Here is a 22398-nt window from a genome sequence, read left to right as displayed (position 1 = left end):
TTGGTCGTAGTTAAAAACCATGGCAGAAGACGCTAAACCATGACACAAATCCTGGAGGGGGTTATGGCTCCTTGACGATGAGAAGCCGTAGAGGACGGGGGTTTAGCCAAAATTTATTAACCACGACTCAGGGATTCCCACTTTTTAGAAATCCGCAGAACCAACCGCCTGCTCATGGAGGATTTTTTACCTTTCAGATTTTTATCTTGCCCAGTTTGGTCTCCCCCTGAAGTTCCCTCTACAAATCCAAAAATTTCTGGTCTATATTCACCGTAGTTGTATCCACGACTCTTATGCCTAATATTTATAATCCAATAGGGAAGACCAAAAATAATTGATTCCAAAATAAATGCAAACTTACCCTCCACCCGTTTAGGATAATAAACGAAGTTACGATAATTATCATCCCAAAGAGCAAAGAAACATCTCTGCGAATTATTAATTTTATTTGAAGAAGATTTAAACAAATCCTCGAATTTATCGCTTGGCAGATTCTCCTGAAGAATACGAAGATAGCCACACTCAGCGAACTGTTCCCCTGAAAGATTAATCCGTGTAGTCTCAGCTGCATTGACCCAAAAACTCAAGCCGTACAGGCAGAGCAGAAAATTAAGCATAAATGATATAGTCGACCCGATAAAATCTTCATCACCCGATAGAAGACGGATAATAAATGAAACAGTGAGCATAACCATGGTAATCAACATTCCCACAAGTACCGGCACAACAATTAGAGCCTCTAGCCAAAGATATTTACCGTATCTAAAGTTTGGCAGAGAACTAATTTCTTTATCACCGTGTATGACCAGACTTGCCGGAATATTTAGGAGCCGTTTCTGTCCACGTATATTAGGACAAGCGGAAAGAACCTTCCTCTCCCAGATTGCACGCTTGAGAGCTTCCTCTCGCGAAGACTCAATCTCTTGATACTCAGATAAACTTTTACCCAAGATATGAACATTTGTTGAATTAACAAGATCTTTGTACTTCTCCGATACTTCAAGCCATTCTTTGTATCGAGTTAGCTCAGGGGGTGTTCCTTGTTTGGATAGCTCCATCTGCTGCGTTGTCTTACGGGCAGTCAGGGCAACACCAATGATAGCTATAAGTGCTGCGACAATCGTTGCACAAGCAGCAACCAGCGCTTTGCCAATTTCCTGGTCATGAGTCCAATGCCAGTAGTAGTCCCCACCCACTTCGGCAACTACGACATTAGCTAAATATAGTAAGTTCATGGTTTATTACTCATTCCTTTCCGACAACTTTGTTGGTGGATAAACTTCCTAGACAGCCGCGTTTTACATCGCTGTACAGCCGTCAACGTTCACAGATTATCACGAAACAATAAAGTACAACTTGAACCCCGCAGGCGGGTGCCCATTACGCACCAGCCTGCGGGGTTCATCATCATGGGGTTAAGCGCCCAGGAGGGTCTTCGGGTTGACCGGAGTACCCGTGCCCTCCGCCAGGTGCTCAATACGCTTCAAGATCAGGCCCTCACGCAGCGCCCACGGGCACACGCGCATCGTCTCAACCCCGAACGCCTCCATCGCCGCCTCCGCAGCGATAGCGCCCGCCAGCATCTGCTCCGCACGAGCCTTCGAAACACCCGGCAAATCGCTACGCTCAGACACCGTCATCGCCTCCATACGACGAGTCCACAGGCGCAAATCCTGCAGGTGCATCTCACGCTTCACGTGCGGGCCCGCCGAATACGGCGCCGCACCACAAATACGCGCCAACGAACGGAACGTCTTCGACGTACCCACCGTCATATCCGGCGTGCCATACTGCAACAGATTCTCCGCGACCGGGGCAATCTGCTCACGCACATACTTACGCAGACGCTTCACCTGCTTCGGCTTCGGCGGCTGCTCATCAAAAAACTCACGCGTCAGACGACCCGCGCCCAACGGCACGCTCATCGCCGCATCCGGCAATGCATTCGTACCCGTCGAAAACTCGAAAGAGCCGCCACCAATATCAAAATCAAGGATGCGGCCCGCGCCCCAGCCCTGCCAGCGGCGCACCGCAAAGTACGTAATCGCCGCCTCCTGATCACCCGAAATACCGTTCAGGCTCACGCCGGTCTGCTCACGCACCTGCTGTAGCACCGATGCGCCATTACCCGCCTCACGGATAGCGCTCGTTGAGAACGCCAGCAGGTCCTCCGCCTCATTCTCGATAGCGAAGTCGCGGGCGCTGGTCACAAAGCGGGTCAGTGCGTCCGCACCTTCCTGCGAAATATTGCCCTCAGCGTCGAGGTACTGCACGAGCTGCAGCGGAATCTTATGGGACGCGTACGGTTCGGGGCGCGCTCCAGGGCTGCCGTCAATCAGTAGCAGGTGGACCGTATTCGACCCGACATCCAGAACTCCCAGGCGCACGATGCGCTCCCCTCCCCCGCCCGCGGCGGGATACTATCTGTGTGCGGTACCGCAGGTGCGGCGCCTCTTCCAGTCTGTCAGAGGCGCGGCTCACTCCGCAAACAATCCGGGCGGATGCCCAGCATCAGCACAGCGAGGGCATAAAAACGCGCCGAACATCCCGGGCACAAACGTCCCCCGGACACGCAAAAACCCGAGCACGCAAAAGGCGCAGGAGGCGCCCCACCCCGCTATGGGGTTCAGGGGGCACATCCTGCGCCTTCAAGTAGAAGAGCTACTCGGCGGTCTTCTTCGCCGCGGTCTTACGAGTGGTCGTCTTCTTCGCGGTAGTAGACTTTGCGGTCGTCTTCTTTGCAGTCGTCTTCTTAGCCGTGGTGGTCTTCTTCGCGGCGGTCTTACGCTTGACCGGGCCCTTCGCGCGCTTGTCAGCAAGCAGCTGCACCGCGCGCTCGTGGGTCAGCGACTCGACCGACTCCGCACGCGGAACCGTAATGTTCGTAATACCGTCAGTAATGTACGGGCCAAAGCGGCCGTCCTTCACCACGATCTTCTTCTCACTGACCGGGTCCACGCCCAGCTCAGCCAGCGGAGGCTTAGCCGCCGCACGACCGCGCTGCTTCGGCTGGGAGTAAATCTCCAGCGCCTGCTCCAGCGTAATCGTAAAGATCTCGTCCTCGCTGCCAATCGAGCGGGAGTCCGTGCCCTTCTTCAGGTACGGGCCAAAGCGGCCGTTCTGCACGGTGATTTCCACGCCCTCAGCGTCGGTACCGAGCACGCGCGGCAGGCTCATCAGCTGCAGTGCCTGCTCGAGGGTCACGGTTGCCAGGTCCATGGACTTGAACAGGGACGCGGTACGAGGCTTGGCGGGCTTCGGCTTCTTCTTCGGCTTGGGCTTGCCGTTCTTGTAGTATTCGGTCGGCTGCGCGTCCAGGTACGCCTGAATCTGCTCCTCGGTCATCTCCTCGATCACCTCGGTGACGTAGGGACCGTAGCGACCGTCGCGAGCCACAATCTGGTTGCCGGAGACCGGGTCCACGCCGAGCACACGGCCGTCGGACTTGCCCTGTTCGAGCAGTTCGCGGGCCTTCGCCTCGGTCAGCTCGTCCGGTGCCAGGTCGGCCGGCACGTTCGCGCGGACCGGCTCGGTCAGCTCGCCGGTCTCGGTGTCGAGGGTGCCCTCGGCCTCCAGGTAGGGGCCGAACTTGCCCACGCGCAGCACAATGCCGTCCGCAATCGGGATGGAGTTGATGCTGCGGGCGTCAATCTCGCCGAGATTGTCGACGATGGGCTTCAGGCCGCGCTTGGAGTCGCCGCCGAAGTAGAACTCGTCCAGCCACTCGACGCGGGACTCCTCGCCGCGCGCGATGCGGTCGAGGTCTTCTTCCATCTGCGCGGTGAACTCGTAGTTCACGTAGGGGCCAAAGCTCGATTCGAGCAAGCGCACCACGGAGAACGCGGTCCAGGAGGGAATCAGCGAACCAGAACGAACGTTCACGTATCCGCGGTCCATGATGGTCGAAATAACCGCCGCGTAGGTGGACGGACGGCCAATGCCCAGCTCGTCCAGGGTCTTCACGAGGGAGGCTTCGGTGTAGCGCGGGGGCGGCAGGGTCTCGTGACCGGCGGGCTCAATCGCCTCTGCGGTCAGAGCCTCGCCGGCGGTCAGGTTCGGCAGGCGTTTCTCGGCATCCTTCGCCTCACGCTCGGCCACGCGAGATGCGTCAACGCCCTCCTCGTAGGCGGCGAGGAAGCCGCGGAAGGTGATGACGGTGCCGGATGCGGCGAACTCGGCGTCCTGACCGTTAGATGCCACGGCGCCCAGGCGCACGGAGGCGGTGGAACCGGTCGCGTCGGCCATCTGGGAGGCGACGGTACGCTTCCAGATCAGCTCGTAGAGGCGGAACTCGTCGTTGGACAGGGAGCCGCGCACAGCGTCCGGGGTGCGGAAGGTGTCACCCGCGGGGCGGATTGCCTCGTGGGCTTCCTGTGCGTTCTTGCTCTTGGAGGTGTACACGCGCGGTGCGGAGGGCACGAACTCGGCGCCGTACAGCTCGGAGGCCTGGCGGCGTGCGGCCTTGACGGCCTGATCGCTCAGCGCAACCGAGTCGGTGCGCATGTAGGTGATGTAACCGTTCTCGTACAGGCGCTGCGCAACCTGCATGGTCACGCGAGAGGAGAAGCGCAGCTTACGTGCGGCTTCCTGCTGCAGGGTGGAGGTCGTGAACGGCGCTGCCGGGCGGCGCTTGTACGGCTTGGTCTCGACCGAACGCACCGAGAACGCCGCTGACTGCAGGGCGGCGGCGAGCGCGCGGGCGGCTTCCTCGTTCAGGTGGGTGACCTTGGAGGAGCTGAGGGTGCCGTCGTCAGCGAAGTCCTTGCCGGTGGCGATGCGGTTGCCGTCCACGGCGACGAGCTTGGCGTCGAAGCCCTCGGAGGTCGCGTTCAGGAAGCGGCCGGACAGGTCCCAGTAGTTGGCGGCGACGAAGGCCATGCGTTCGCGTTCGCGCTCAACCACGAGGCGGGTCGCGACGGACTGCACGCGGCCTGCAGAGAGGCCGCGACCGACCTTGCGCCAGAGCACGGGGGAAATTTCGTAACCGTAGATACGGTCGAGGATGCGGCGGGTCTCCTGCGCATCGACCAGGTGCAGGGCGATGTCGCGCAGTTCGCCGAAGGCACGCTGGATGGCTTCCCGGGTGATTTCGGGGAAGGTCATGCGGTAGACGGGCACCTTGGGCTTGAGGACTTCCTTCAGGTGCCACGCGATGGCCTCACCCTCGCGGTCACCATCGGTTGCCAGGTAGAGCGCGTCGACCTCTTTGAGCTTGCGCTTGAGCTCGGTAACCTTCTTCTTTTTGTCGGGGTTGACCACATAGTAGGGTTCGAAGCCGTCTTCAACGTCGACCGCGAACTTGCCGTAGGGCCCCTTCTTGAGGTTTTCGGGCAGCTCGGAGGGCTGCGGAAGGTCACGGATATGACCCATGGACGAGTCGACCAGGTAGTCCTCGCCGAGGTAGCCGCTAATGGTCTTGACCTTGGAGGGGGACTCCACGATTAGCAGGGCTTTTCCATTCTTGGCCTGAGCGGGCACGGCACTCCTCTATCTATGTGTTGTCGCTACGTATTCAACCATAACCCACACGAACGCCCGGTCCGGGCGGTCGGGGCGGTTCAATACGATGGGTGAGGTGTTTCGTTGAGCGATTAGTGTGTTGGACTCCCGGAGCGGGGGTCGAGGTTGCGCCCCGCACCGTGTGTGCGCTGAGACGCGGTGGTCGCAGGGTACTCGCTCCATCATACGGTACCGGTGGACTGATTGGTGCACGGGGCACCCGTTGACGTGCTCACCGGGGATCCTGCGGGGCCGCGTTTTCCGGGGTGTGGACGCTAACCGCTAGCTGGTGAGGGTATCAGAGTCGGGGTGGGTGCCGTCCAGGTATGCGGGCAGTAGCGGGTATTCGCGGCCGTACACGGTCTGCGGCGCGATGCGCACCCACTGCATTTCGTGCGTGTCGGAGTCCGGCAGGTCGAAGGTGCGCACGATCTGCGGGGTCATCTCGGGCGGGAGCCAGTGGGCGACGCCGACCACGATGACCGAGCGGATGCCGTCCTCGAGGGTTTCGTCGATTTCGAAGGCGACGCGGCGGCTGACCACCACGGAGGAGAACTTATTGCCGCGGGTGGTGCGGATGTAAATTTCCTGGTTGGCCACGGCGTAGAGCACGGGGAGCACGTCGACGTGCTGCCCGTCGGTCATGACGAGTCGGCCGAGGGTGTTCGCGTGCAGGCGTTCCCAGCATTTCTCGGCGCTGATGCTTTCATCGGGGTAGAGATTGCTCATGCTCTACAGTGTATGCGATGTTGGGCCCGCGTCAGGGCAGCGGCGGGTCGCTGTGGATAACGGGAAGGTGGTGTGGGCCCGGTGCGTAGAATGGTGTGCATGAGTATTTCTGCCCCCGACTTCGCCCCCGAGTACGCCGCTGTTGCGGATGCGCCCCGCAGCGACGACTACGCCCGCCTCGTGCGCCTGCGCGAGCACCTCACTGCCCTGAACTACACGTACGACGCCGTGCAGGAGCTTCTGGGCGCGAACGCCGCGGATGCGATGGCCCGCGACCAGGTGGTCCCCGGAATTTGGCGTGTCGAGCAGATTTTGCGCGGCGAGTACAGTGCGGAACAGAAGAACCTGGCGCGCCTGCTGGCGTTTTTCCTGCTGGCCCGCCCGCTGACCGAGGCGGAGGCCGCAGAGGTCTTCGGCGAGACCCTGCAGGACTTCGCGGAGGCCTCCCTGATTGAGCGCGACGCGGCAGGTCGCTGGACCGCGAGCGTTGACCTGCGCCCGCACGCCGCCGACGACGGCACCGAGATTTATGTGGCCGCGGACCTGGGCGCGCATCAGCGTCCCGGCGTGCTCCGCAAGGATCACGTGCTCGGCATCGGTCACGCGTCCCTGACCCTGGCGCAGATTACCGAGCGCACCCCCGTCGAGCGTGCCCTGGATGTGGGTACCGGCTGCGGTATTCAGACCTTCCACCTGCTGGCTCACGCGCGTCACGTGACCGCCACCGATATTTCGGAGCGCGCCCTGGCCTTCACCCGTTTTAACCTGCTGCTGAACGCTCCCGCTCTTGATATCGACCCGCAGAACCCGCAGGATCGCGTGAGCCTGCGTGAGGGTTCCCTGCTGGACCCGGTGGCCGGTGAACGCTTCGACCTGGTGGTGTCGAACCCGCCGTTCGTGATTACCCCGCGCGTGGCCGGTGAGAGCGCCGAGGAGCAGTTCACCTACCGCGACGGCGGCCTGCCCGGCGACGAGATTGTCAGCACGATGGTGCGCCGCCTGCCCTCGGTTCTGGTGCCCGGCGGCCGCGCGCAGATGCTGGGCAACTGGGAGATTATTCGCGATTCCGAGGACCCCTCGCAGCCGCGTTCCTGGGACGAGCGCGTGCGCGCCTGGGTTGAAGATGCCGACGCCGAGGCCTGGATTATTCAGCGCGAGACGCTGAGCCCCGAGTCCTACGCCGAGACCTGGCTGAAGGATGCGAGCGAGAACCGCGACCGCAAGCACTACGAGCAGACCTACCTGGCGTATCTGAACGACTTCGAATCCCGGAACGTTCATTCTATTGGCTTCGGTATGATTTGGCTGCGCCGCCCCGGCGAGGTGACCGCGGCAGGCGTGACCGAGCCCCTGCAGCGTTTCGAGGAGATTACCTACCCGATTCAGCAACCCATCGCCCGCTCCCTCACCGAATCGGTGCGCCGCTACGACCGCCTGGCCGCCATGGACGACGAGGCGCTCCTCGCCGCGCATCTGGAGGTCGCCGAGGACGTCACCGAGGAACGCCACGGCCGACCCGGCGCCGAGCACCCGAGCGTTATTCTGCTGCGTGCCGGATCGGGTCTGTGCCGCACCCAGCTGCTCTCCACCGAGACGGCGGGTTTCACTTCCGCGAGCGATGGCGAGCTGGCCGTGGGTCAGATCGTGGCGGCTCTTGCGATGCTGCTCTCCTGGCCCGAATACGACGAGGCGGCCGCCGCCTCGCGCGGTACGCAGGAACAGCATCCGCGCGATACCCTGCTGCACGCGGTGCGCGAACTGGTGCTCAAGAGCTTCCTGCACTTTAGCGACGAGCACGCGGGCGCAGCATCGGCTGACGAAAATGCCGCTGAGGTATATGCGGCAGAAGCGCAGGGCTAGGCGTGCGTATTTGGTCCCTTCACCCCTCCCTGCTTGATCGGCGCGCCCTGGTCGCCTGCTGGCGTGAAACCCTGCTGGCGCAGAAGGTTCTGCGGGGTCTGACTCGCGGGTACACGAACCATCCGCAGCTGATTCGTTTTCGCGCGCACCCGCAGCCGCTGGAGGCGGTTGCCACCTACCTGTGCGGGTTGGCGGATGAGGCGGATGCCCGCGGCTACTCGTTCAACCGCGCACTGATTGGTGCGGGCGAACACGGTGCGGGCGAAAATAGCACAAACAAAAATAGCGCAGGCAAAAACGGCACAGGTAAAAACTGCGCCGACAAGGCAGGAAACCCGTACGCTTCGGTCGCGCATATTCCCGTTCCTTTGGGTCAGTTGGAGTACGAGCTCGCCTTTCTGCGGCACAAGGTGGCTGGGCGTGACCCCGAGTGGGAGCATCGGTTGAGCGAGCGCCTGGCGGCACGCGGGGAGCTGGCGGCGTGTGCGCATCCGCTGTTTGAGGTGGTTCCGGGCGCTATTGAGCCCTGGGAAAAGACGAAAGTTTTCTAGACAGAGGGATTCTAGACAGAAGGATTTCTAAGAACGTGAGCATAGTAATGCCCCGGCGGAACCCTTGCGGGTGCCTGCCGGGGTATCGCTGTATGTATGGCTCAAGCTGTATGGGAACAAACATCTCAGCGCGTTACAGAGCGCTGGAAACAGCTTGGCACGGGGTCTTTACCTCATGACCTTCACCCCAGGACCTTTACTTGGTGGTCAGCGCGGGCTTGATCTCCTTCACGATTGCGTCCAGCATCTTCAGGTTGAAGTCCACACCCAGCTGCAGTCGACCCGCCGCAATGAGATCGGCCATGGCGGCAAGTTCAGCCATGTAGAGCGGGTTTTCGTAGCGCATGTCTGGGTTACAGCACTGGCTCTTCATCGTCGAGTGACGGGTCAGTCGTCTTCGAGGTCCTCTAGCACTTCGAACGGCGACTCGACGTCGCCGCGCCAGGCCTCCAGGCCTTCGCGCACCGCGAGCACCGCCACGACCAGCGCCGCGACCGAGTCAGCCCACCACCAGCCGAACAGGCTGTCGAAGACGAGGCCGATGAACACTGCACCGGAGAGGTAGATGCACAGGATGAGCTGCTTGGCGTCGGCCATCACGCTCTTGGAGCCCAGCTCCCGCCCGGTGCGGACCTCAATCCACGCCAGCAGAGGCATGACGACCAGGCTCAGCGCGGTGATACCGAGACCCAGCGGGCTGCGGTCGGGGCCCTCCTGGCCGACCAGGGCCAGCACCGCGTCAATCGAGACGTAGGCCGCCAGCGCGAAGAACGCGATGCCGATGGCCTTGACGGTGACCGTTTCCCACCGCTCAGGGTCCTTGCGGGTGAACTGCCAGGTGACGGCCGCGGCCGAGAGTACCTCGACAACCGAGTCGAGCCCGAAGCCAATGAGCGCCGCGGACGAGGCGAGGACGCCTGCCCAGACTGCGACGATTGCCTCGATTACGTTGTACGTGATCGTGAAGCCGACGATGAAGCGGACGCGCCGGTGCAGCATCGCGCGGCGCGCGGTGGTCAGGGTCTCGCTCATGCTCCCGCCGCCGTTCCACAGCAGCCCGACACCGAGCATGCCGGGTCGATGCACGGCGCGGCCTCGTCCACCGCGAGCGTGACGTCGATCAGGGACGTCAGTGCCGCGGCGAGGTGCGGGTCGGCAATCTCGTAGCGCGTCTGGCGGCCCTCGGGCTCGGCGACGACGATTCCGCAATCGCGCAGGCAGGTCAGGTGGTTGGACACGTTCGAGCGGGTCAGCTCCAGCTCGCGCGAGAGCACGGCTGGATAGCTCGGGCCGCCGAGGAGGGTCATCAGAATCCGGGAACGTGTCGGGTCGGCCATGGCGCGGCCGAGCCGGTTCATGACGTCGAGGTGTGAAGCAATAGTCAGCATACGATGACTATACAGTGATAACTGACCAATTGTCCACTTGTGCGGGCTGCCGCACGTGCTCTGCGCCCTTGCCCTCGGGAGGCGGCAGAGTTCGCGCTCATCAGCGACCACCGCCCATCACGGAAGCGACGGCGGCACGCTGGCGCGGCACGCGGCGAGCTGGCGGCGTGTGCGCATCCGCTCTTTGAGGTGGTTCCGGGCGCTATTGAGCCTTGGGAAAAGACGAAGGACTTTTAGACAGAGGGATTTCTAGGCAGAGGGATTCTAGAACTTCTGCATCTGAAAACACTTGCGAAAGCTCTAAAGCGCGGTAAAACCCCGCCCCCGAACTACGGGGGGCGAGGCTTTACCGATGTGGCTGAGGGCTGTCTTCTACACCGGGTAGCACCGCAATAAGCCACGTATAGCACGGGATTGACCCCGGACCCTATCGGCAGAATTTGAAGACTATAGGGGTTAAAAACCGACGCATCTGCACGTTATCTAAAAGACTCCTCGAAGTGCGTCATGAAACCGGGGTAAAGCGTGTTCTTCCTCTAAGCTACCTCAACCCAATTTTTCATTTCACTCGGGGTGTCAAACACCGTCTGCCTGCTTTGATATGCTCCGTGCGGTCACTCTCATCCACAGGGTGCAACTTCTACAGGAGCGGTGCATATACCGTCGTCCGCGTAGCGCTTGATGTACCGTCTACGCCTAACGTCGGCGCCAATATATTCCCTGTTTTCTTCCTCTCAACTGCCTAATGTAGAAGACTTATCCCTGGGATTAACAGCTACGAATAGTAGCGGTGGTCTGCAGCTCGTTATTCAGCTGAACGTTCGGCACCTCAGCACCCGAGTAGGTGATGGTAGCCGATTCCACCTGCGAGGTCAGGGAGAAGCTCTTAAAACCGTATCCCGGGTAAACTTCAATTACACCGGGCAGGATAACAACCTGACCGTAGTACTTAGAACCGGTCTGGGTCAGAGTGTAATCTCGGCTGGTCGTGTAAGTAATCGTGCCGGTAAAGGTTGCGGTGCCGTCGCCGTTATCCTTGATGGTCGGCACAGAAGCATTCCAGGTGCCAGCCACGTTCGCGGTACCCAGGTACGGAGCGGTAGCGTTCAAATCGCTCATGCGGCCATTGAGAGCCTTAGTCCACTTCTGAGCGGATCCCTGAAGGGCAATATTGTTGAGAGTCCACTTCCAGTTGGAGGTAGTCGGGACGACCACGGTCACCAGGGTACTGAAACGCGCACCCGCCTTCAGAACTGCCTTAGAACCAGAGACGTAACCGGTACCGGTCTTCACCGCAGTGGTGGGCACAGAGAACCAGAAGCCGGTCGAGCTAACATAACCACCGTTAGAACCGCTACCAGAGTTGGTCACAGGAGTGTAGCTACCCGCGCCAACCTTTGCCATACCATCGGTGAAGCAGCCTTCAGAAGTAACATTCATGGTCGGGGTATAGGTGCCACCGTTAGCCCAGTATGCCTGGGGGCTGGTGGGGCCATTAAAACCAGCGTCATCACTGTGGGTGTAACCGACAAAACCACCGTTATAAGCGGTGGTCACGAAGAGACCGTATTCGCTGCCGGCAGTATCACCGGTGCTGGCAGCATATGCCGGAACGACAGCGGATGCGGCGATAACGGGGGTTGCCCAGGCTGCACCGGCTGCCAACTGGCGGCGGCTCAAACCGGGCTGCTGAGCCTCGATAGAGGATTTTTCAGAAGTCATGAGGACTAGTCCTTATCTCGTATGTTGAGTGATAATTCACGATGCACTACCGAAGATGCTCTGAAAGGGTCGGTACAGGAAGAAGTATCCACCTGGAAGAACGCTCTTATCTCCGGGCTCTCCGGATGAGCACTCGATCTACCCTTTTCACGACGGTTCATCGTCGTTGGAAAATCTGGGTGGCGTGTTAAGACTAGGCATATTCAAAAGATAATAAAAATGCATTGAGATGCATTAAATAAAATTTTTAAATAAATTGCATTTATACGCTTTGAATTATTTATTTTCAGTGCGGAGAAATATGTGGCTTTAATATAGCCCACAACAGGCAATACCCCTTTTTCCGGGTATTTATTCTTGTAGAAAGCCACAAAAAACCACACTCTTCACCCCCGAAGCCAACACTTACCTTCAGGCAGAAGAAGAGAGTCGCCACTATTATCGTGACGTTTATCACCTTTGCCTACCCAACACAAATATTACTCGAAAGTGCTGCCCTGCCCCGTCAAATCAACAAGTCGGACGACTTTATGAAACACAGGGAAAAACCCGCTCCCCCACCTTTGAAAGGTTCAGGACGCAAGGCAACAGACCTTCCACCTAGGATGCGCCTCGATAGGATGTGCCCCGACCCCACATATTCTCAACCCTCACATGCGGATTCAAATAGCCCGATAGCACACAGATCGCCCCCGGAATCATAGCTCCGGGGGCGATCTTCATAATGAAAATTAGTTTAGGGAATAAAGCGCAAACTTACACGTGGACGATACACCCAGACAGCATGCTGTTTTTACACCGTTCTGCACCCTATTTATTTACCAATAAATATTTCTAAAATAACCAATAAATTCAATAATTTTATGATATTTACTTGGTGGTCAGCGCGGGCTTGATTTCCTTGACGATGGCATCCAGCATCTTCAGATTGAAGTCCACGCCCAGCTGGTTCGGTACGGTCAGCAGCACGGTGTCCGCTGCCTGAACCGCCTCGTCACGAGCGAGCTCCTCGGCAATCTCCGCCGGGTCACCAATGTAGCTACGGCCAAAGCGAGAGAAGCTGTTGTCGATAATGCCGGTGTAATCCTGTGAATCCTCCGCGGCGCGGCGACCGAAGTAGCGCGCTGAGGTCTCATCAATCACCGGCAGCACCGAGCGGGAGACCGAAACACGCGGAACACCCGAGTTACCCGCCTTCACCCACTCGGAGCGGAAGAGGCGAATCTGCTGCGCCTGCTGCTGGTCGAAGGGAATACCCTTATCTTCAAGCATCAGAGTCGAAGACATGAGGTTCAGGCCCTTCTGCGCGGTCCACACGGCGGTGCTATCGGTGCCCGCGCCCCACCAGATGCGGTCACGCAGGCCCGGCGACTGCGGCTGGACGGGGGCGTACTTGCCGGGAACGCGAGCGCTGGGTGCCATACCCTCACCCTCGATTGCCTTGAGGAAGATGTCGAGGTGACGGCGCGCCATGTCGCTCTCGTTTTCACCCTCTGCCGGGTAGTAGCCGAAGCTCTCAAAACCGCGAATCACGGATTCGGGCGAACCGCGGGAGACACCGAGCTGCAGTCGGCCCGCCGCGATGAGGTCAGCCATGGCGGCGAGTTCCGCCATGTAGAGCGGGTTTTCGTAGCGCATGTCAATCACGCCGGTGCCCAGCTCGATGCGTTCAGTCTTCGCGGCGATGGCGGAGAGTAGCGGGTAGGGGGTTGCCTGCTGCTGGTCGAAGTGGTGCACGCGGAAGAACGCGCCGTCCAGCCCGATGTCTTCGGCGCCTACGGCGAGGTCGATTGCCTGGTGTAGAGATTCTGCGGCATTCGGTACGCGGGAGCCGGGAACCTCAGCCCAGTGGCCGAAGGAGAGGAAGCCGAGCTTCTTTTCGGTGCCAGCCTTGGGTTCGAGATGGCTGATGCGGATGGACTCGTCGAGCTGCGGATCGAATTGCGGGGTGCCGGGGTTGGTGGGGGTGCTCATTGTTTTTCCTTAGCGAGTTGCGCTCGGGTTCGTGTAGTGCCGGGCTGGTGATTTAAATCTAAACCCAGATACTTTACATGTCAAGTATTTTGTTTCGGAGTATTACGCCCAGAGCACCGCTCCCCCGCTTTCGCCGCACGTGTCACCCACTCCGGAGCACAAAATATAGGCCACAAAAGGGCGCAGAAAAGCCCGGTGGCGCGAACACATCACGCCACCGGGCTCTTCTACTCAACAGCTAAAAACTGCAACTATAACCGCAGAAACAAGCTACATTAGGAACGCTTCGCCAGCGGAACCCACAGTTCCATACGGTAATCAGCCGCCTGCATATCGCCGCGGCCGTAAACCTCCAGGCCACCAACCGGGCGGTACTGCGGGTTCTTCGCGAAGAACGCCTCCTCAAAGCTCGCAAAGCCAGCCGGAATGGACTCCGAAATCGAGCCGGTCACCTCGACCACCGCATAGGTGCTCGCAGGCAGCTCCAGCACGCCCAGGCCGAGCTTCACCGCGCTCGCCGGCTCCGACACCAGGAAGCCCGCCGTGTAGCGGACCTGACCCTTCGGGTTCGGCTGAGTGCACACGCCCAGGTACTGGGTCACATTCAGAACGTCCAGCATTGCCGGGGAGGCCTTCTGATTCAGCTCATCCCACAGCGGGGAGAAGTCCTCATCCAGGGAAAACACCCGCGAAACGCCGGCAACGACCATCGCCGGGTGTTCCTCAACGCGGGGCTCTGAAATCTGAACCGCGTTCTCCTTGGCGGAGGCCATTAGGCCCTCACCTCGGCGGCTTCGCGGTCCACCGAGCACTCGGGCACGCAGTGGCGCTTCGCATCATCAGCTGCGCACTCGGGGCAGAGCAGAACCAGCTCACGGCAGGAATCGTTGGAGCAGTTCTCGAACTTGTTCGAGGGGGCGCCGCACTGTTCGCACTTGCCGATGGTGACGGTGTCCGGGGTGAACTCCATGTGCATGCGCTTGTCGAAGACGTAGAGCGAGCCTTCCCACAGTTCCTTGTCGCCGTACTTCTCGCCGTAACGCACGATGCCGCCGTCGATCTGGTAGATTTCCTTGAAGCCGCGGTTCTTCATGAGCGCGGAGAGAATCTCGCAGCGGATCCCGCCGGTGCAGTAGGTGACGACCGGCTTGTCCTTGAGGTCGTCGTACTTGCCGGACTCAATCTCGCGGATGAAGTCGTGGGTGGTGCGCACGTCGGGGACAATGGCGTTCTTGAACTTGCCGATCTTCGCTTCGAAGGCATTACGGCCGTCGAAGAAGACCACCTCGTCGCCGCGCTCTTCAACGAGCTTGTTGACCTCTTCGGGCTTCAGGTGCACGCCGCCGCCAACGACGCCGTTCTCGTCCACCTGCAGCTCGTCGGGAGCGCCGAAAGCCACAATCTCGTCGCGAGCCTTCACGGACAGGCGGGGGAAATCCTCCGCACCACCCTCGGACCACTTGAACTCCATGTTCTTGAAGCCGGGGTACTTGCGGGTTTCCTTGGTGTACGCCTTGACCGCGTTAATCTCGCCGCCGAGGGTGCCGTTAATGCCGTGCTTGGAAATCAGGATGCGCCCGCGCAGGCCGAGCTTCTCGCAGAGGGCACGCTGCCAGAGCATGACCGCCTGCGGGTCGGCGATGGGGGCGAACTGGTAATACAGAATAATCTTATTTTGAGCCACGAAACTATTTTAACGTGCGATACCCCAATACATACAGAATCCTTGATGCGTGCGAACCCTCGGCACAAAAATACGCCCGATACCCCGGAACGCCCCCGACTGAAGACGGATGGGCCCGTAACGAACGAGGGAGTTCGCGCGCGAGCCGAGACCTACAATTGAAGCCATGCCCCAGCACGCAGCTCATCACCCCGCAGACCCCCAATCCGCGAATGTAGACCGTTCGGGCCCACCGGCGGCACCCGGCGTTCCCCGCCGCCTCGGCGACCTTCCAAACGCCACTCAGCAGGCTCTGAGCGCCCTCCTCCCCGAGCTGTCGCCCGCCTCCGCCCTGCCCGAGCAGATCACCCACGTGCACACCATCCCGGCCCGCGAGGCGGAGCACGCCCCCTGGCCGCAGTGGATGCATCCGCGCGTGGTGGAGGCCTTCGAATCTCTCGGCATTTCGGAGCCATACGCTCACCAGGCCGCCGCCGCGCAGGCGGCCCACGCCGGTCTTGACGCCGCCCTGGAGGCGAGCGCCGCCCGCTACGGCTGGCGGAGCGGGCACCCCACAGCTTCGCCCGGCGACCAGATGTCCGCGCCGGGTCGCGCGCACGCGGAGGGACCGGGTAGCAGCGGGCACGTTATCGTTGCCACGGGCACGGCATCGGGCAAGACCCTGAGCTACCTGATGCCCACGCTGGACGCCGTTTACCGAGCTTCGTGCGGCGAACCGGTGAGCTCAACTTCCGCGTATTCCGGGACTGAGAACCTTAATAATAGAGCGAATATTCTTTATATTTCTCCGGCGAAGGCACTCTCCGCAGACCAACTCACCGCCCTCACCTCCTACAATCTTCCCGGGCTTTACCCGGCCAGCTACGACGGGGACACCCACACCGGCGAACGCCGCTGGATTCGCGAGCACGCCAACTTCATCCTCACCACCCCGGACATGCTCAACTACTCGATTCTGAGCAACCACCGGCAGTGGGCCTCCTTCCTGCGCGGGCTGCGCTACGTGGTGCTCGACGAGGCCCACAGCTATCGAGGGGTCTTCGGCGCGCACATCGCCAATCTGATGCGCCGTCTACGGCGCGTCTGCGCCCGTTACCGCAGCGTGCCCGTGTTCTACGGCGCCTCGGCCACCAGCTCCAACCCGGTCGAGTCCTTCGCCAAGCTCATTGGCGTGCCGCAGCGGGCGGTCACCGCCATCACCGAATCCACGGCCGCCCGCGGCGAGACTGCGGTGGTGCTCTGGGAACCCGAGCTACTCCCGCCCGCAGCAACCGACCGCCTGGCCGCCGGTGCCCGCAGCACCCAGCAGGAGGCCCTCAAATCCGAAGCCGAACAGAACGCCCCGCGCCGCCTCTCCCCCATCGAGCAGGGTGCGCAGATGCTCACCGACCTGGTGCTATCGCGCACCCGCTCGCTGGTCTTTGCGGGCTCCCGTCGCAGCGTGGAGGTCCTCTCACAGAAGACCCAACGCTACCTCGACGAAGTTGAGCCCGGCCTCGCCCACCGTGTCGCCGCGTACCGGGCAGGATACACCCCCGAAGAGCGCCGCGAACTCGAACGCAGGCTCCGCAACGGCGAGCTGCTGGGCCTGGCCAGCACCTCCGCACTGGAGCTGGGTATCGACATTTCCGGGCTGGACGCGGTCATCGTGGCCGGCTGGCCCGGCACCCGCGCATCCTTTACCCAGCGCATCGGCAGAGCCGGACGAGGCGGCCAGGACGCGCTCGCCGTTCTCATCGCCGACGACAACCCGCTCGATACCTACCTGGTGCACCACCCGGAGGCGATTTTTGGGCAGGACGTTGAAGCCACCGTTTTCGACCCGACCAACCCCTATGTGCTCTCCCCTCAGCTCTGTGCGGCCGCCCAGGAGGCCCCCATCCGCGTTGAGGAGCTGAACCTTTTCGGCCCGCACACCGAGGCGCTCCTGGATCGCCTGGTGCAGCAGGGGTACCTGCGCCGCCGCGCCGACGGCTGGTACTGGACGCACGCCGAGTCTGCCGCCGACCTGGTCGACATCCGCGGAACCGGTGGCGGACCCTACCAGCTCATCGACGCCGAAGACGGCACCCTGGTCGGCACCATGGACGCCGCACACGCCATGAGTCAGGGGCACCCCGGAGCGGTATATATTCACCAGAACGTTCTCTACGTGGTCGAATCCCTCAGCGAGGACGAGCGCGTGATTCTGCTCAGCCGCGCCAACCCGGACTTCTACACGCGAGCTATCGAAACCACCGAGGTGCGAGTGCTCGCCGAGCGGGCGCGCGTACGCTTCGAGGAGGCCCGCAGCGTAGGCCCCGGCGAAAGTTCCGACACCGTCCTCACGATGCACCGCGGCCAGGTTCAGGTCACCAACCAGGTGACCGGCTACAAACGTTTCTCGGTCTACGGCGGTGAGCACCTGGGTAACGAGCCCATGCCCATGCCACCGGAGGTGCTCATCACCGAAGCCGTCTGGTTCACGTTCGAGCCCAGCTACCTCTTCGGGGCCGGAGTGACCGAAGAGGACGGCCCGGGCACCCTGCATGCCGCCGAGCACGCCGCCATCGGCCTGCTGCCCCTCATCGCCACCAGCGATCGCTGGGATCTGGGAGGGCTCTCCACGCTCTACCACGTCGATACCGGCCAGCCCACGATCTTCGTTTACGATGCCGCGCCGGGCGGTGCGGGCATCAGCGAGCGCGGCTTCAACGCGGTTCGGCGGTGGCTGAGCGCCACCCTCGAGGCCATCGAAAGCTGCGGATGCGAGCAGGGGTGCCCCTCCTGCGTACACTCGCCCAAGTGCGGTAACCGCAACGAGCCCCTCAGCAAGGCCGGCGCGATGGCCCTGCTGAGGACCATGCTGAAGAGCATCGACGGAAGCACCGATACGGAAGAGGGGGCGACTCCCGGGATAGTCGCCAGGGATTAGAAAGCCGTCGAGGGCTAGACTCCCGAAGCTCAGCCCGTCGGTGGAGCTTCCTCCGCGGGCATCTCATCGGGAGGGTCCTCAACCTCGGGCACTTCCGGGGCGTGCTCCCCCAGCGGGTGCGCGGCTCCCGCCCGGGCTCGCGCTCTCGCCGGGCCCAGCACGCTCATCGGGCCGCTGACCGGCACTGCGACCGTCACCTCCACGGTTTCGGGTCGGTCCGGGAAGATGCACGCCTCCAGCCGGGCACCGTTCTTGACGGCCCATTCCTTGGCCACCTCGCAGGGGTCTCCGGAGGCAAGACCCCTGTAGGCGTCCGCCGCGGCCAGGGCGCTGAGATCGGCTGCGGAGGAGGCCCGTCGGTTGGCGGAAACCGCCCCGATGAGTCCGGCCACAGTCACCGTCATAATCAGCAGAACGGCCACGATGCCCAACGCGAGAACTGTGCCGCTGCCCTCCTCCCGGGACCCCGCGGATACCGGGTCGCCCACCCTAGCCGGGGTCGCCAGAGTCGGCGCTGTGCCCTCCCGGTTCTTCCGGTTCATCGATGCCTCCTTCCTGTCGGGCGTGAGCCTCGGCTCGCAGGGTCCATCCCGTCGCGGAGCCGATAACGCCGGGAGCGGGGCGGGTCACCACGACCTGCACCTGCGAGACCTCACCAGGCTCCCCGTTCGCCGCGCTCACCTGCACGCTCTGCGCCGGGTCGATGCGTCCGACGACCGCACGAATCTCGGCTTCCGAGTCGCCCCGGGCGGCTGCACGGGCCGCCGCCCGGGCCGATTCTTCCAGCTTTACCTGGGCCACGCCGGTGGAGGCTGCCCCCAGGCAGAGGGCGAGCACCGCGGTCACGGCGGGCAGGGCCACCGCGAACTCGGCGGTTACGGAGCCCAGTTCCTCGGGCCGAGGGTTGCGCCTCCGAGACCTACCCACAGCACTACCCAAAATGACACGAACAGTCATTCTTTATTCCTCCTTTCTGTACTGATATTCCAGGTGTTTCTACCGGTCATAATTAGGCCTGGCCCAATATCTTATAGCCCTATAGCAGGCCCGTGTTTCCCGCAATCGAGAGGGCGTTACGCACGATGTCCAGGAGCATTGAACGCACCTCGTCCGATTTGAGGATGACCACCAGCAGCCCCGCGAAACCGACCGCCGCAAGCATGACGATTCCGTACTCCGCGGTGGATGCACCCTCCTCCACGTCACCGGCGGGGGCGTAACGTTCGGCTTCGTGCGTTTCACGCTCCGCAGCACCGAGAGTGGTGGAGAGCTCGAGCGGTTCGTCCCCGCATGAAGTCCCGTAACACCCGGTCGGTTCAGCGGGCTCAGTCCCATCTCCCATAGCGAGCGCGCCGCCCTCTTCATCCTCCTCATGCGCGCAACCCAGCGCGCAGCAGGTGGGGCCACAGGAGTCTAGGGTGCATCCCTCGGCCAGGGCACGGGCAATATTCAGAACGCGTTCTTCGCGCCGAGCCAGCTCCTGCGGGAGCCCCATCGGGGCCTCGCTCGAGGCGCCGGGCAGGGTAATCTTGGGGGCCTTCGTATCGGGCAATTCATCCCCGTCGAAGAGGTCCGCACATTCCTCGCGCAATTGTTTGAGGGTCGTGGCGATGGCAACCGAGAGCGGCACGGGCCCGAGGATAGTCTGGGCAGCCTCCGCCTCGTAGCGGTCGGCTTCGTTCTCTCCACGTCGTTCGGGGTAGGTGGGGGTCAGAATGTTCGTCATTGGTCTTCCTTTCTCAAGGTATTTGGGATTGCGCACCGAGCGGTTCGTTCAACTCGGCGCGAGAATGTGGGATCGTTCTCGCGGGACCTACCCGGTGAGGGTCGGCAGGAGCGAAATGAGGATGGGCACGATGCCCAGGCAGATGAATGCCGGTAGGGAGCAGAGTCCGAGGGGCACGACCAGGGCAACCGAAAGTTTTCCGGCGGCCCGCTCCGCGGCGCGACGCTCACTCAGGCGTTGCGCGTCGGCGAGGGCCCTGAGCAGGGGCGCGCTCGGGCTACCGGCGGTGTAGGCCGGGGCGAGTGCGTCCCTCAGCGGACCCCAGCTTCCCGTGGCGGTTCCGGCCCAGGCCGCCTCCCAGGTGGCTCCCATCTGCAGTCGGCGGCATATCGCTCGCAGTTGCCCGCTGTTCAGGGCCTCGGCGAGAGCCGTCAGGGCCGAAAGTGGCGAGAGCCCGGCCCTCAGCTGCGCGGCGAGCAGCTCCAACATGAGAGCCGTGTCCACTCCGGGTGGAGCGCAGGCTTCCGTGTGCCCCAAAGACGCGTGCCCCAAAGAGCCGAAGCGTCGAGCCTCACGACCGGTCGGTTCCCTCGCGAGGTGCCCACCGAGTCGGACGGGCTGAGCGGCCGGGGAGCTCCTGCCCTCACTCTCCTCCTCGGCCCGGCGCACCAGCCGGGCCGTCCATCCTCGCCCGATAAAAGCCAGGGCGAATCCGAGCAAGCCCGCGAGGGCACCGGCCACCGAGCCGGTAAGCACGCCCAGCGGATCGCCGCCCATCAACATTCCCAGTCCCAGCCCGATGAGCGGTAGCCACGAGAGGATTCGACCGGTAGCTCGAGGCGCCGCCAGCGCGCTCTGCCGTCCCAGGAGCGCATCGATACGTTCCTCGGCGTGCTCGGCGGCCCGCTCCAGACTGGTGGCCAGGGGCGCTCCGGCGTTTTCGCTCATGCGCAGGCTGAGGGACAGGTCGCGCAGGCGTTCTCGGCTGTGAGGTCTCAGGCTGCGTTCGTCCTCGTCAAGAACCTGTTCGCAAGCCAGATGCGGCGATAGTCCCCAGGCCGCGGCGGTCTCCAGAGCCCGGATAAACCGGCGAATATCTTCACCGATCCGTGGGTGCTCTTCGGGGTACGAGAGGGATTGCACCGCCTCGTGCAGACTCATTCCCGACCGCAGGTTGAGGGCCAGGGAACGCAACACGAGCGGCCACACGCGCATCTCTTCGGCATCCGCTACGCCGGGGCGGCGATTCTTCCAGCGCTCCCGCAGGTTCAGCGATGCGGTTCGTGCGGCTCTCATGTTCTCCCCCTTTCCCGGACGCCTCCGGCTGACTCCGACGGGGCTACCCCTCGACCGGGCTCCGGATTAATGGGAATCCTCCGCACCCGCAACCGCTCTTCGGGCCCCTCAACGTGCAGGCTATACACGCCCTCAATGCGGCGGCGGCCGCCCTGCTGCTCGAGGTGAATAATGCGCTCAAAAGCCGTCACCGTATGCAGAGCAACCGTTCTATAATCCAGGCCCGCGAGCGCGCCCAGGGCAATCAGTCGGCGAGGCACCGCCTCGGCGCTATTGGCGTGCAGCGTGGTCCCGGCACCGCGGTGACCGGTGTTCATGGCGGTCAGCAGGTGCACCACCTCCGCCCCGCGGCACTCCCCCACCACCAGGCGGTCCGGGCCCATGCGCAGGGCTTGCACGATGAGTTCGCCCAGGCCGATAGCGCCCGCACCCTCTGAATTCGCGGCTCGGGTTCTAAGGGCAACGACCTGCTCGTGTTCGGGGGCGAGCTCCGGGGTGTCCTCCAGAATGACGATGCGCTCGGCCGGTTCACACAGCCCCAGCAGGGCGTTGAGGAGCGTCGTCTTACCGGTTCCCGTACCGCCGCTAATGACGAATCCACGGCGCTCGGCCACCATGCGACGCAGGTAGTCGGCGGTTGCGGCATCGCACAATCCGACGCTGACGAGGCGGTTTAGGCCAGGGCGTTCCCTTGCCGGCAATCGGATGGACAGGCGGGTGCGCTCGCTCAGGGGCGGAATGATGGCGTGGATGCGTCGACCCACCTCATCGCTGACGTCGGCAGCCGGGTGCGCGGTATCCAGTTGCCCACCGCGGCGGCGAATAAGGCGCTCGGCCAGGGCACGCACTCGCTGCTCGTTGCCGAGGCTCAGGGCGACGGGGCGAACCTCACCACCGATGCCCGCCCAAATATCGCAGGGTGAGTTCACGTAGATATCGGTGATGGCGGCGCCGAGTTTTTCCCCCGCTTCGAGGAGCAAATCGAGCGCGCCAAACCCGTAGAGCTCAGACCCCAGGTAGCGCAGAGCCAGTTCTCGGTCGACGGGTACGTGTTC

Annotated in this window: 18 protein-coding genes and 1 pseudogene; 3 read left to right on the top strand and 16 right to left on the bottom strand. The window is 62.2% G+C overall.

Annotated features, from left to right (window positions below; genetic code table 11):
* Nucleotides 1-116: 116 nt before the first annotated feature.
* From HMPREF2674_RS09210 to HMPREF2674_RS00485, 4 genes are all read right to left on the bottom strand, one after another.
* A complete protein-coding gene (locus HMPREF2674_RS09210) occupies nucleotides 117-1235 on the bottom strand; it encodes a hypothetical protein (RefSeq protein WP_141761771.1) in 1119 nt (372 codons plus the stop codon).
* A gap of 180 nt (nucleotides 1236-1415) precedes the next feature.
* Entirely contained in the window at nucleotides 1416-2387 is a 972-nt protein-coding gene (locus HMPREF2674_RS00495) for a Ppx/GppA family phosphatase (RefSeq protein ID WP_070824543.1), read from the bottom strand.
* Between the two features lie 274 nt (nucleotides 2388-2661).
* Nucleotides 2662-5478, bottom strand: coding sequence for a type I DNA topoisomerase (topA, locus tag HMPREF2674_RS00490; protein WP_070824542.1), 2817 nt, complete (start codon nucleotides 5476-5478; stop codon nucleotides 2662-2664).
* A gap of 303 nt (nucleotides 5479-5781) precedes the next feature.
* Complete coding sequence (locus HMPREF2674_RS00485; protein WP_070634905.1) at nucleotides 5782-6228, bottom strand: pyridoxamine 5'-phosphate oxidase family protein; 447 nt, start codon at nucleotides 6226-6228, stop codon at nucleotides 5782-5784.
* A 99-nt stretch (nucleotides 6229-6327) separates the two neighbouring features.
* On the opposite strand from HMPREF2674_RS00485, the gene HMPREF2674_RS00480 reads away from it, so the two are divergent.
* Nucleotides 6328-8088 (top strand): DUF7059 domain-containing protein, encoded by a 1761-nt coding sequence (locus HMPREF2674_RS00480; RefSeq protein WP_246826137.1) that lies wholly within the window; start codon nucleotides 6328-6330, stop codon nucleotides 8086-8088.
* Nucleotides 8089-8090: 2 nt separating this feature from the next.
* Complete coding sequence (locus tag HMPREF2674_RS00475; protein ID WP_070824540.1) at nucleotides 8091-8639, top strand: pyrimidine dimer DNA glycosylase/endonuclease V; 549 nt, start codon at nucleotides 8091-8093, stop codon at nucleotides 8637-8639.
* Nucleotides 8640-8901: 262 nt separating this feature from the next.
* Here HMPREF2674_RS00475 and HMPREF2674_RS09635 read toward each other — a convergent pair.
* The 7 genes and pseudogenes from HMPREF2674_RS09635 to HMPREF2674_RS00440 form a co-directional block, all read right to left on the bottom strand.
* Nucleotides 8902-8988, bottom strand: a pseudogene (locus HMPREF2674_RS09635) (luciferase); the annotation flags it as partial.
* 38 nt (nucleotides 8989-9026) lie between these two features.
* Nucleotides 9027-9671, bottom strand: coding sequence for a cation diffusion facilitator family transporter (locus HMPREF2674_RS00465; protein WP_070824539.1), 645 nt, complete (start codon nucleotides 9669-9671; stop codon nucleotides 9027-9029).
* A complete protein-coding gene (locus HMPREF2674_RS00460) occupies nucleotides 9668-10027 on the bottom strand; it encodes a Cd(II)/Pb(II)-sensing metalloregulatory transcriptional regulator CmtR (protein WP_049331677.1) in 360 nt (119 codons plus the stop codon). Before HMPREF2674_RS00460 ends, HMPREF2674_RS00465 begins: the two co-directional genes overlap by 4 nt.
* A gap of 768 nt (nucleotides 10028-10795) precedes the next feature.
* Complete coding sequence (locus HMPREF2674_RS00455) at nucleotides 10796-11749, bottom strand: hypothetical protein (RefSeq protein ID WP_070824538.1); 954 nt, start codon at nucleotides 11747-11749, stop codon at nucleotides 10796-10798.
* 870 nt (nucleotides 11750-12619) lie between these two features.
* The gene (locus HMPREF2674_RS00450; protein ID WP_070824537.1) at nucleotides 12620-13723 is read right to left on the bottom strand and encodes an LLM class flavin-dependent oxidoreductase; all 1104 of its coding nucleotides are present in this window, start codon (nucleotides 13721-13723) and stop codon (nucleotides 12620-12622) included.
* Nucleotides 13724-13998: 275 nt separating this feature from the next.
* Nucleotides 13999-14496 (bottom strand): GyrI-like domain-containing protein, encoded by a 498-nt coding sequence (locus tag HMPREF2674_RS00445; protein WP_070483550.1) that lies wholly within the window; start codon nucleotides 14494-14496, stop codon nucleotides 13999-14001.
* Nucleotides 14496-15407, bottom strand: coding sequence for an oxygen-dependent tRNA uridine(34) hydroxylase TrhO (locus HMPREF2674_RS00440; protein ID WP_070483548.1), 912 nt, complete (start codon nucleotides 15405-15407; stop codon nucleotides 14496-14498). The genes HMPREF2674_RS00445 and HMPREF2674_RS00440 overlap by 1 nt, the downstream gene beginning before the upstream one ends.
* Before the next feature lie 166 nt (nucleotides 15408-15573).
* Between HMPREF2674_RS00440 and HMPREF2674_RS00435 the strand changes: the two genes are divergently transcribed.
* A complete protein-coding gene (locus HMPREF2674_RS00435; protein ID WP_084824402.1) occupies nucleotides 15574-18321 on the top strand; it encodes a DEAD/DEAH box helicase in 2748 nt (915 codons plus the stop codon).
* A gap of 29 nt (nucleotides 18322-18350) precedes the next feature.
* Here HMPREF2674_RS00435 and HMPREF2674_RS00430 read toward each other — a convergent pair whose 3' ends face one another.
* The 5 genes from HMPREF2674_RS00430 to HMPREF2674_RS09465 all read right to left on the bottom strand — a co-directional run bounded on the left by HMPREF2674_RS00430 (nucleotide 18351) and on the right by HMPREF2674_RS09465 (nucleotide 22323).
* The gene (locus HMPREF2674_RS00430) at nucleotides 18351-18863 is read right to left on the bottom strand and encodes an Rv3654c family TadE-like protein (protein ID WP_084824401.1); all 513 of its coding nucleotides are present in this window, start codon (nucleotides 18861-18863) and stop codon (nucleotides 18351-18353) included.
* Nucleotides 18811-19278 (bottom strand): TadE family type IV pilus minor pilin, encoded by a 468-nt coding sequence (locus tag HMPREF2674_RS00425; protein WP_070824536.1) that lies wholly within the window; start codon nucleotides 19276-19278, stop codon nucleotides 18811-18813. Before HMPREF2674_RS00425 ends, HMPREF2674_RS00430 begins: the two co-directional genes overlap by 53 nt.
* Before the next feature lie 79 nt (nucleotides 19279-19357).
* Complete coding sequence (locus tag HMPREF2674_RS09470) at nucleotides 19358-20047, bottom strand: DUF4244 domain-containing protein (protein ID WP_246826135.1); 690 nt, start codon at nucleotides 20045-20047, stop codon at nucleotides 19358-19360.
* An 87-nt stretch (nucleotides 20048-20134) separates the two neighbouring features.
* On the bottom strand, nucleotides 20135-21343 hold the full coding sequence (locus tag HMPREF2674_RS09025) for a type II secretion system F family protein (RefSeq protein ID WP_084824400.1): 1209 nt from the start codon (nucleotides 21341-21343) through the stop codon (nucleotides 20135-20137).
* Nucleotides 21340-22323, bottom strand: coding sequence for a TadA family conjugal transfer-associated ATPase (locus HMPREF2674_RS09465; protein ID WP_239663126.1), 984 nt, complete (start codon nucleotides 22321-22323; stop codon nucleotides 21340-21342). The genes HMPREF2674_RS09025 and HMPREF2674_RS09465 overlap by 4 nt, the downstream gene beginning before the upstream one ends.
* Nucleotides 22324-22398: the final 75 nt, after the last annotated feature.

Source organism: Rothia sp. HMSC062F03 (assembly GCF_001836905.1).
GTDB lineage: Bacteria > Actinomycetota > Actinomycetes > Actinomycetales > Micrococcaceae > Rothia > Rothia mucilaginosa_A.
Note: the sequence above shows the minus strand (reverse complement) of the source record. Positions and strands in the feature narration are given on the sequence as shown.

Coding starts and splice junctions, on each gene's coding strand:
- HMPREF2674_RS09210 (WP_141761771.1), bottom strand. CDS start 1,235: ATGAACTTACTATATTTAGCTAATGTCGTAGTTGCCGAAGTGGGTGGG.
- HMPREF2674_RS00485 (WP_070634905.1), bottom strand. CDS start 6,228: ATGAGCAATCTCTACCCCGATGAAAGCATCAGCGCCGAGAAATGCTGG.
- HMPREF2674_RS00480 (WP_246826137.1), top strand. CDS start 6,328: ATGAGTATTTCTGCCCCCGACTTCGCCCCCGAGTACGCCGCTGTTGCG.
- HMPREF2674_RS00465 (WP_070824539.1), bottom strand. CDS start 9,671: ATGAGCGAGACCCTGACCACCGCGCGCCGCGCGATGCTGCACCGGCGC.
- HMPREF2674_RS00460 (WP_049331677.1), bottom strand. CDS start 10,027: ATGCTGACTATTGCTTCACACCTCGACGTCATGAACCGGCTCGGCCGC.
- HMPREF2674_RS00455 (WP_070824538.1), bottom strand. CDS start 11,749: ATGACTTCTGAAAAATCCTCTATCGAGGCTCAGCAGCCCGGTTTGAGC.
- HMPREF2674_RS00450 (WP_070824537.1), bottom strand. CDS start 13,723: ATGAGCACCCCCACCAACCCCGGCACCCCGCAATTCGATCCGCAGCTC.
- HMPREF2674_RS00445 (WP_070483550.1), bottom strand. CDS start 14,496: ATGGCCTCCGCCAAGGAGAACGCGGTTCAGATTTCAGAGCCCCGCGTT.
- HMPREF2674_RS00435 (WP_084824402.1), top strand. CDS start 15,574: ATGCCCCAGCACGCAGCTCATCACCCCGCAGACCCCCAATCCGCGAAT.
- HMPREF2674_RS00430 (WP_084824401.1), bottom strand. CDS start 18,863: ATGAACCGGAAGAACCGGGAGGGCACAGCGCCGACTCTGGCGACCCCG.
- HMPREF2674_RS00425 (WP_070824536.1), bottom strand. CDS start 19,278: ATGACTGTTCGTGTCATTTTGGGTAGTGCTGTGGGTAGGTCTCGGAGG.
- HMPREF2674_RS09470 (WP_246826135.1), bottom strand. CDS start 20,047: ATGACGAACATTCTGACCCCCACCTACCCCGAACGACGTGGAGAGAAC.
- HMPREF2674_RS09025 (WP_084824400.1), bottom strand. CDS start 21,343: ATGAGAGCCGCACGAACCGCATCGCTGAACCTGCGGGAGCGCTGGAAG.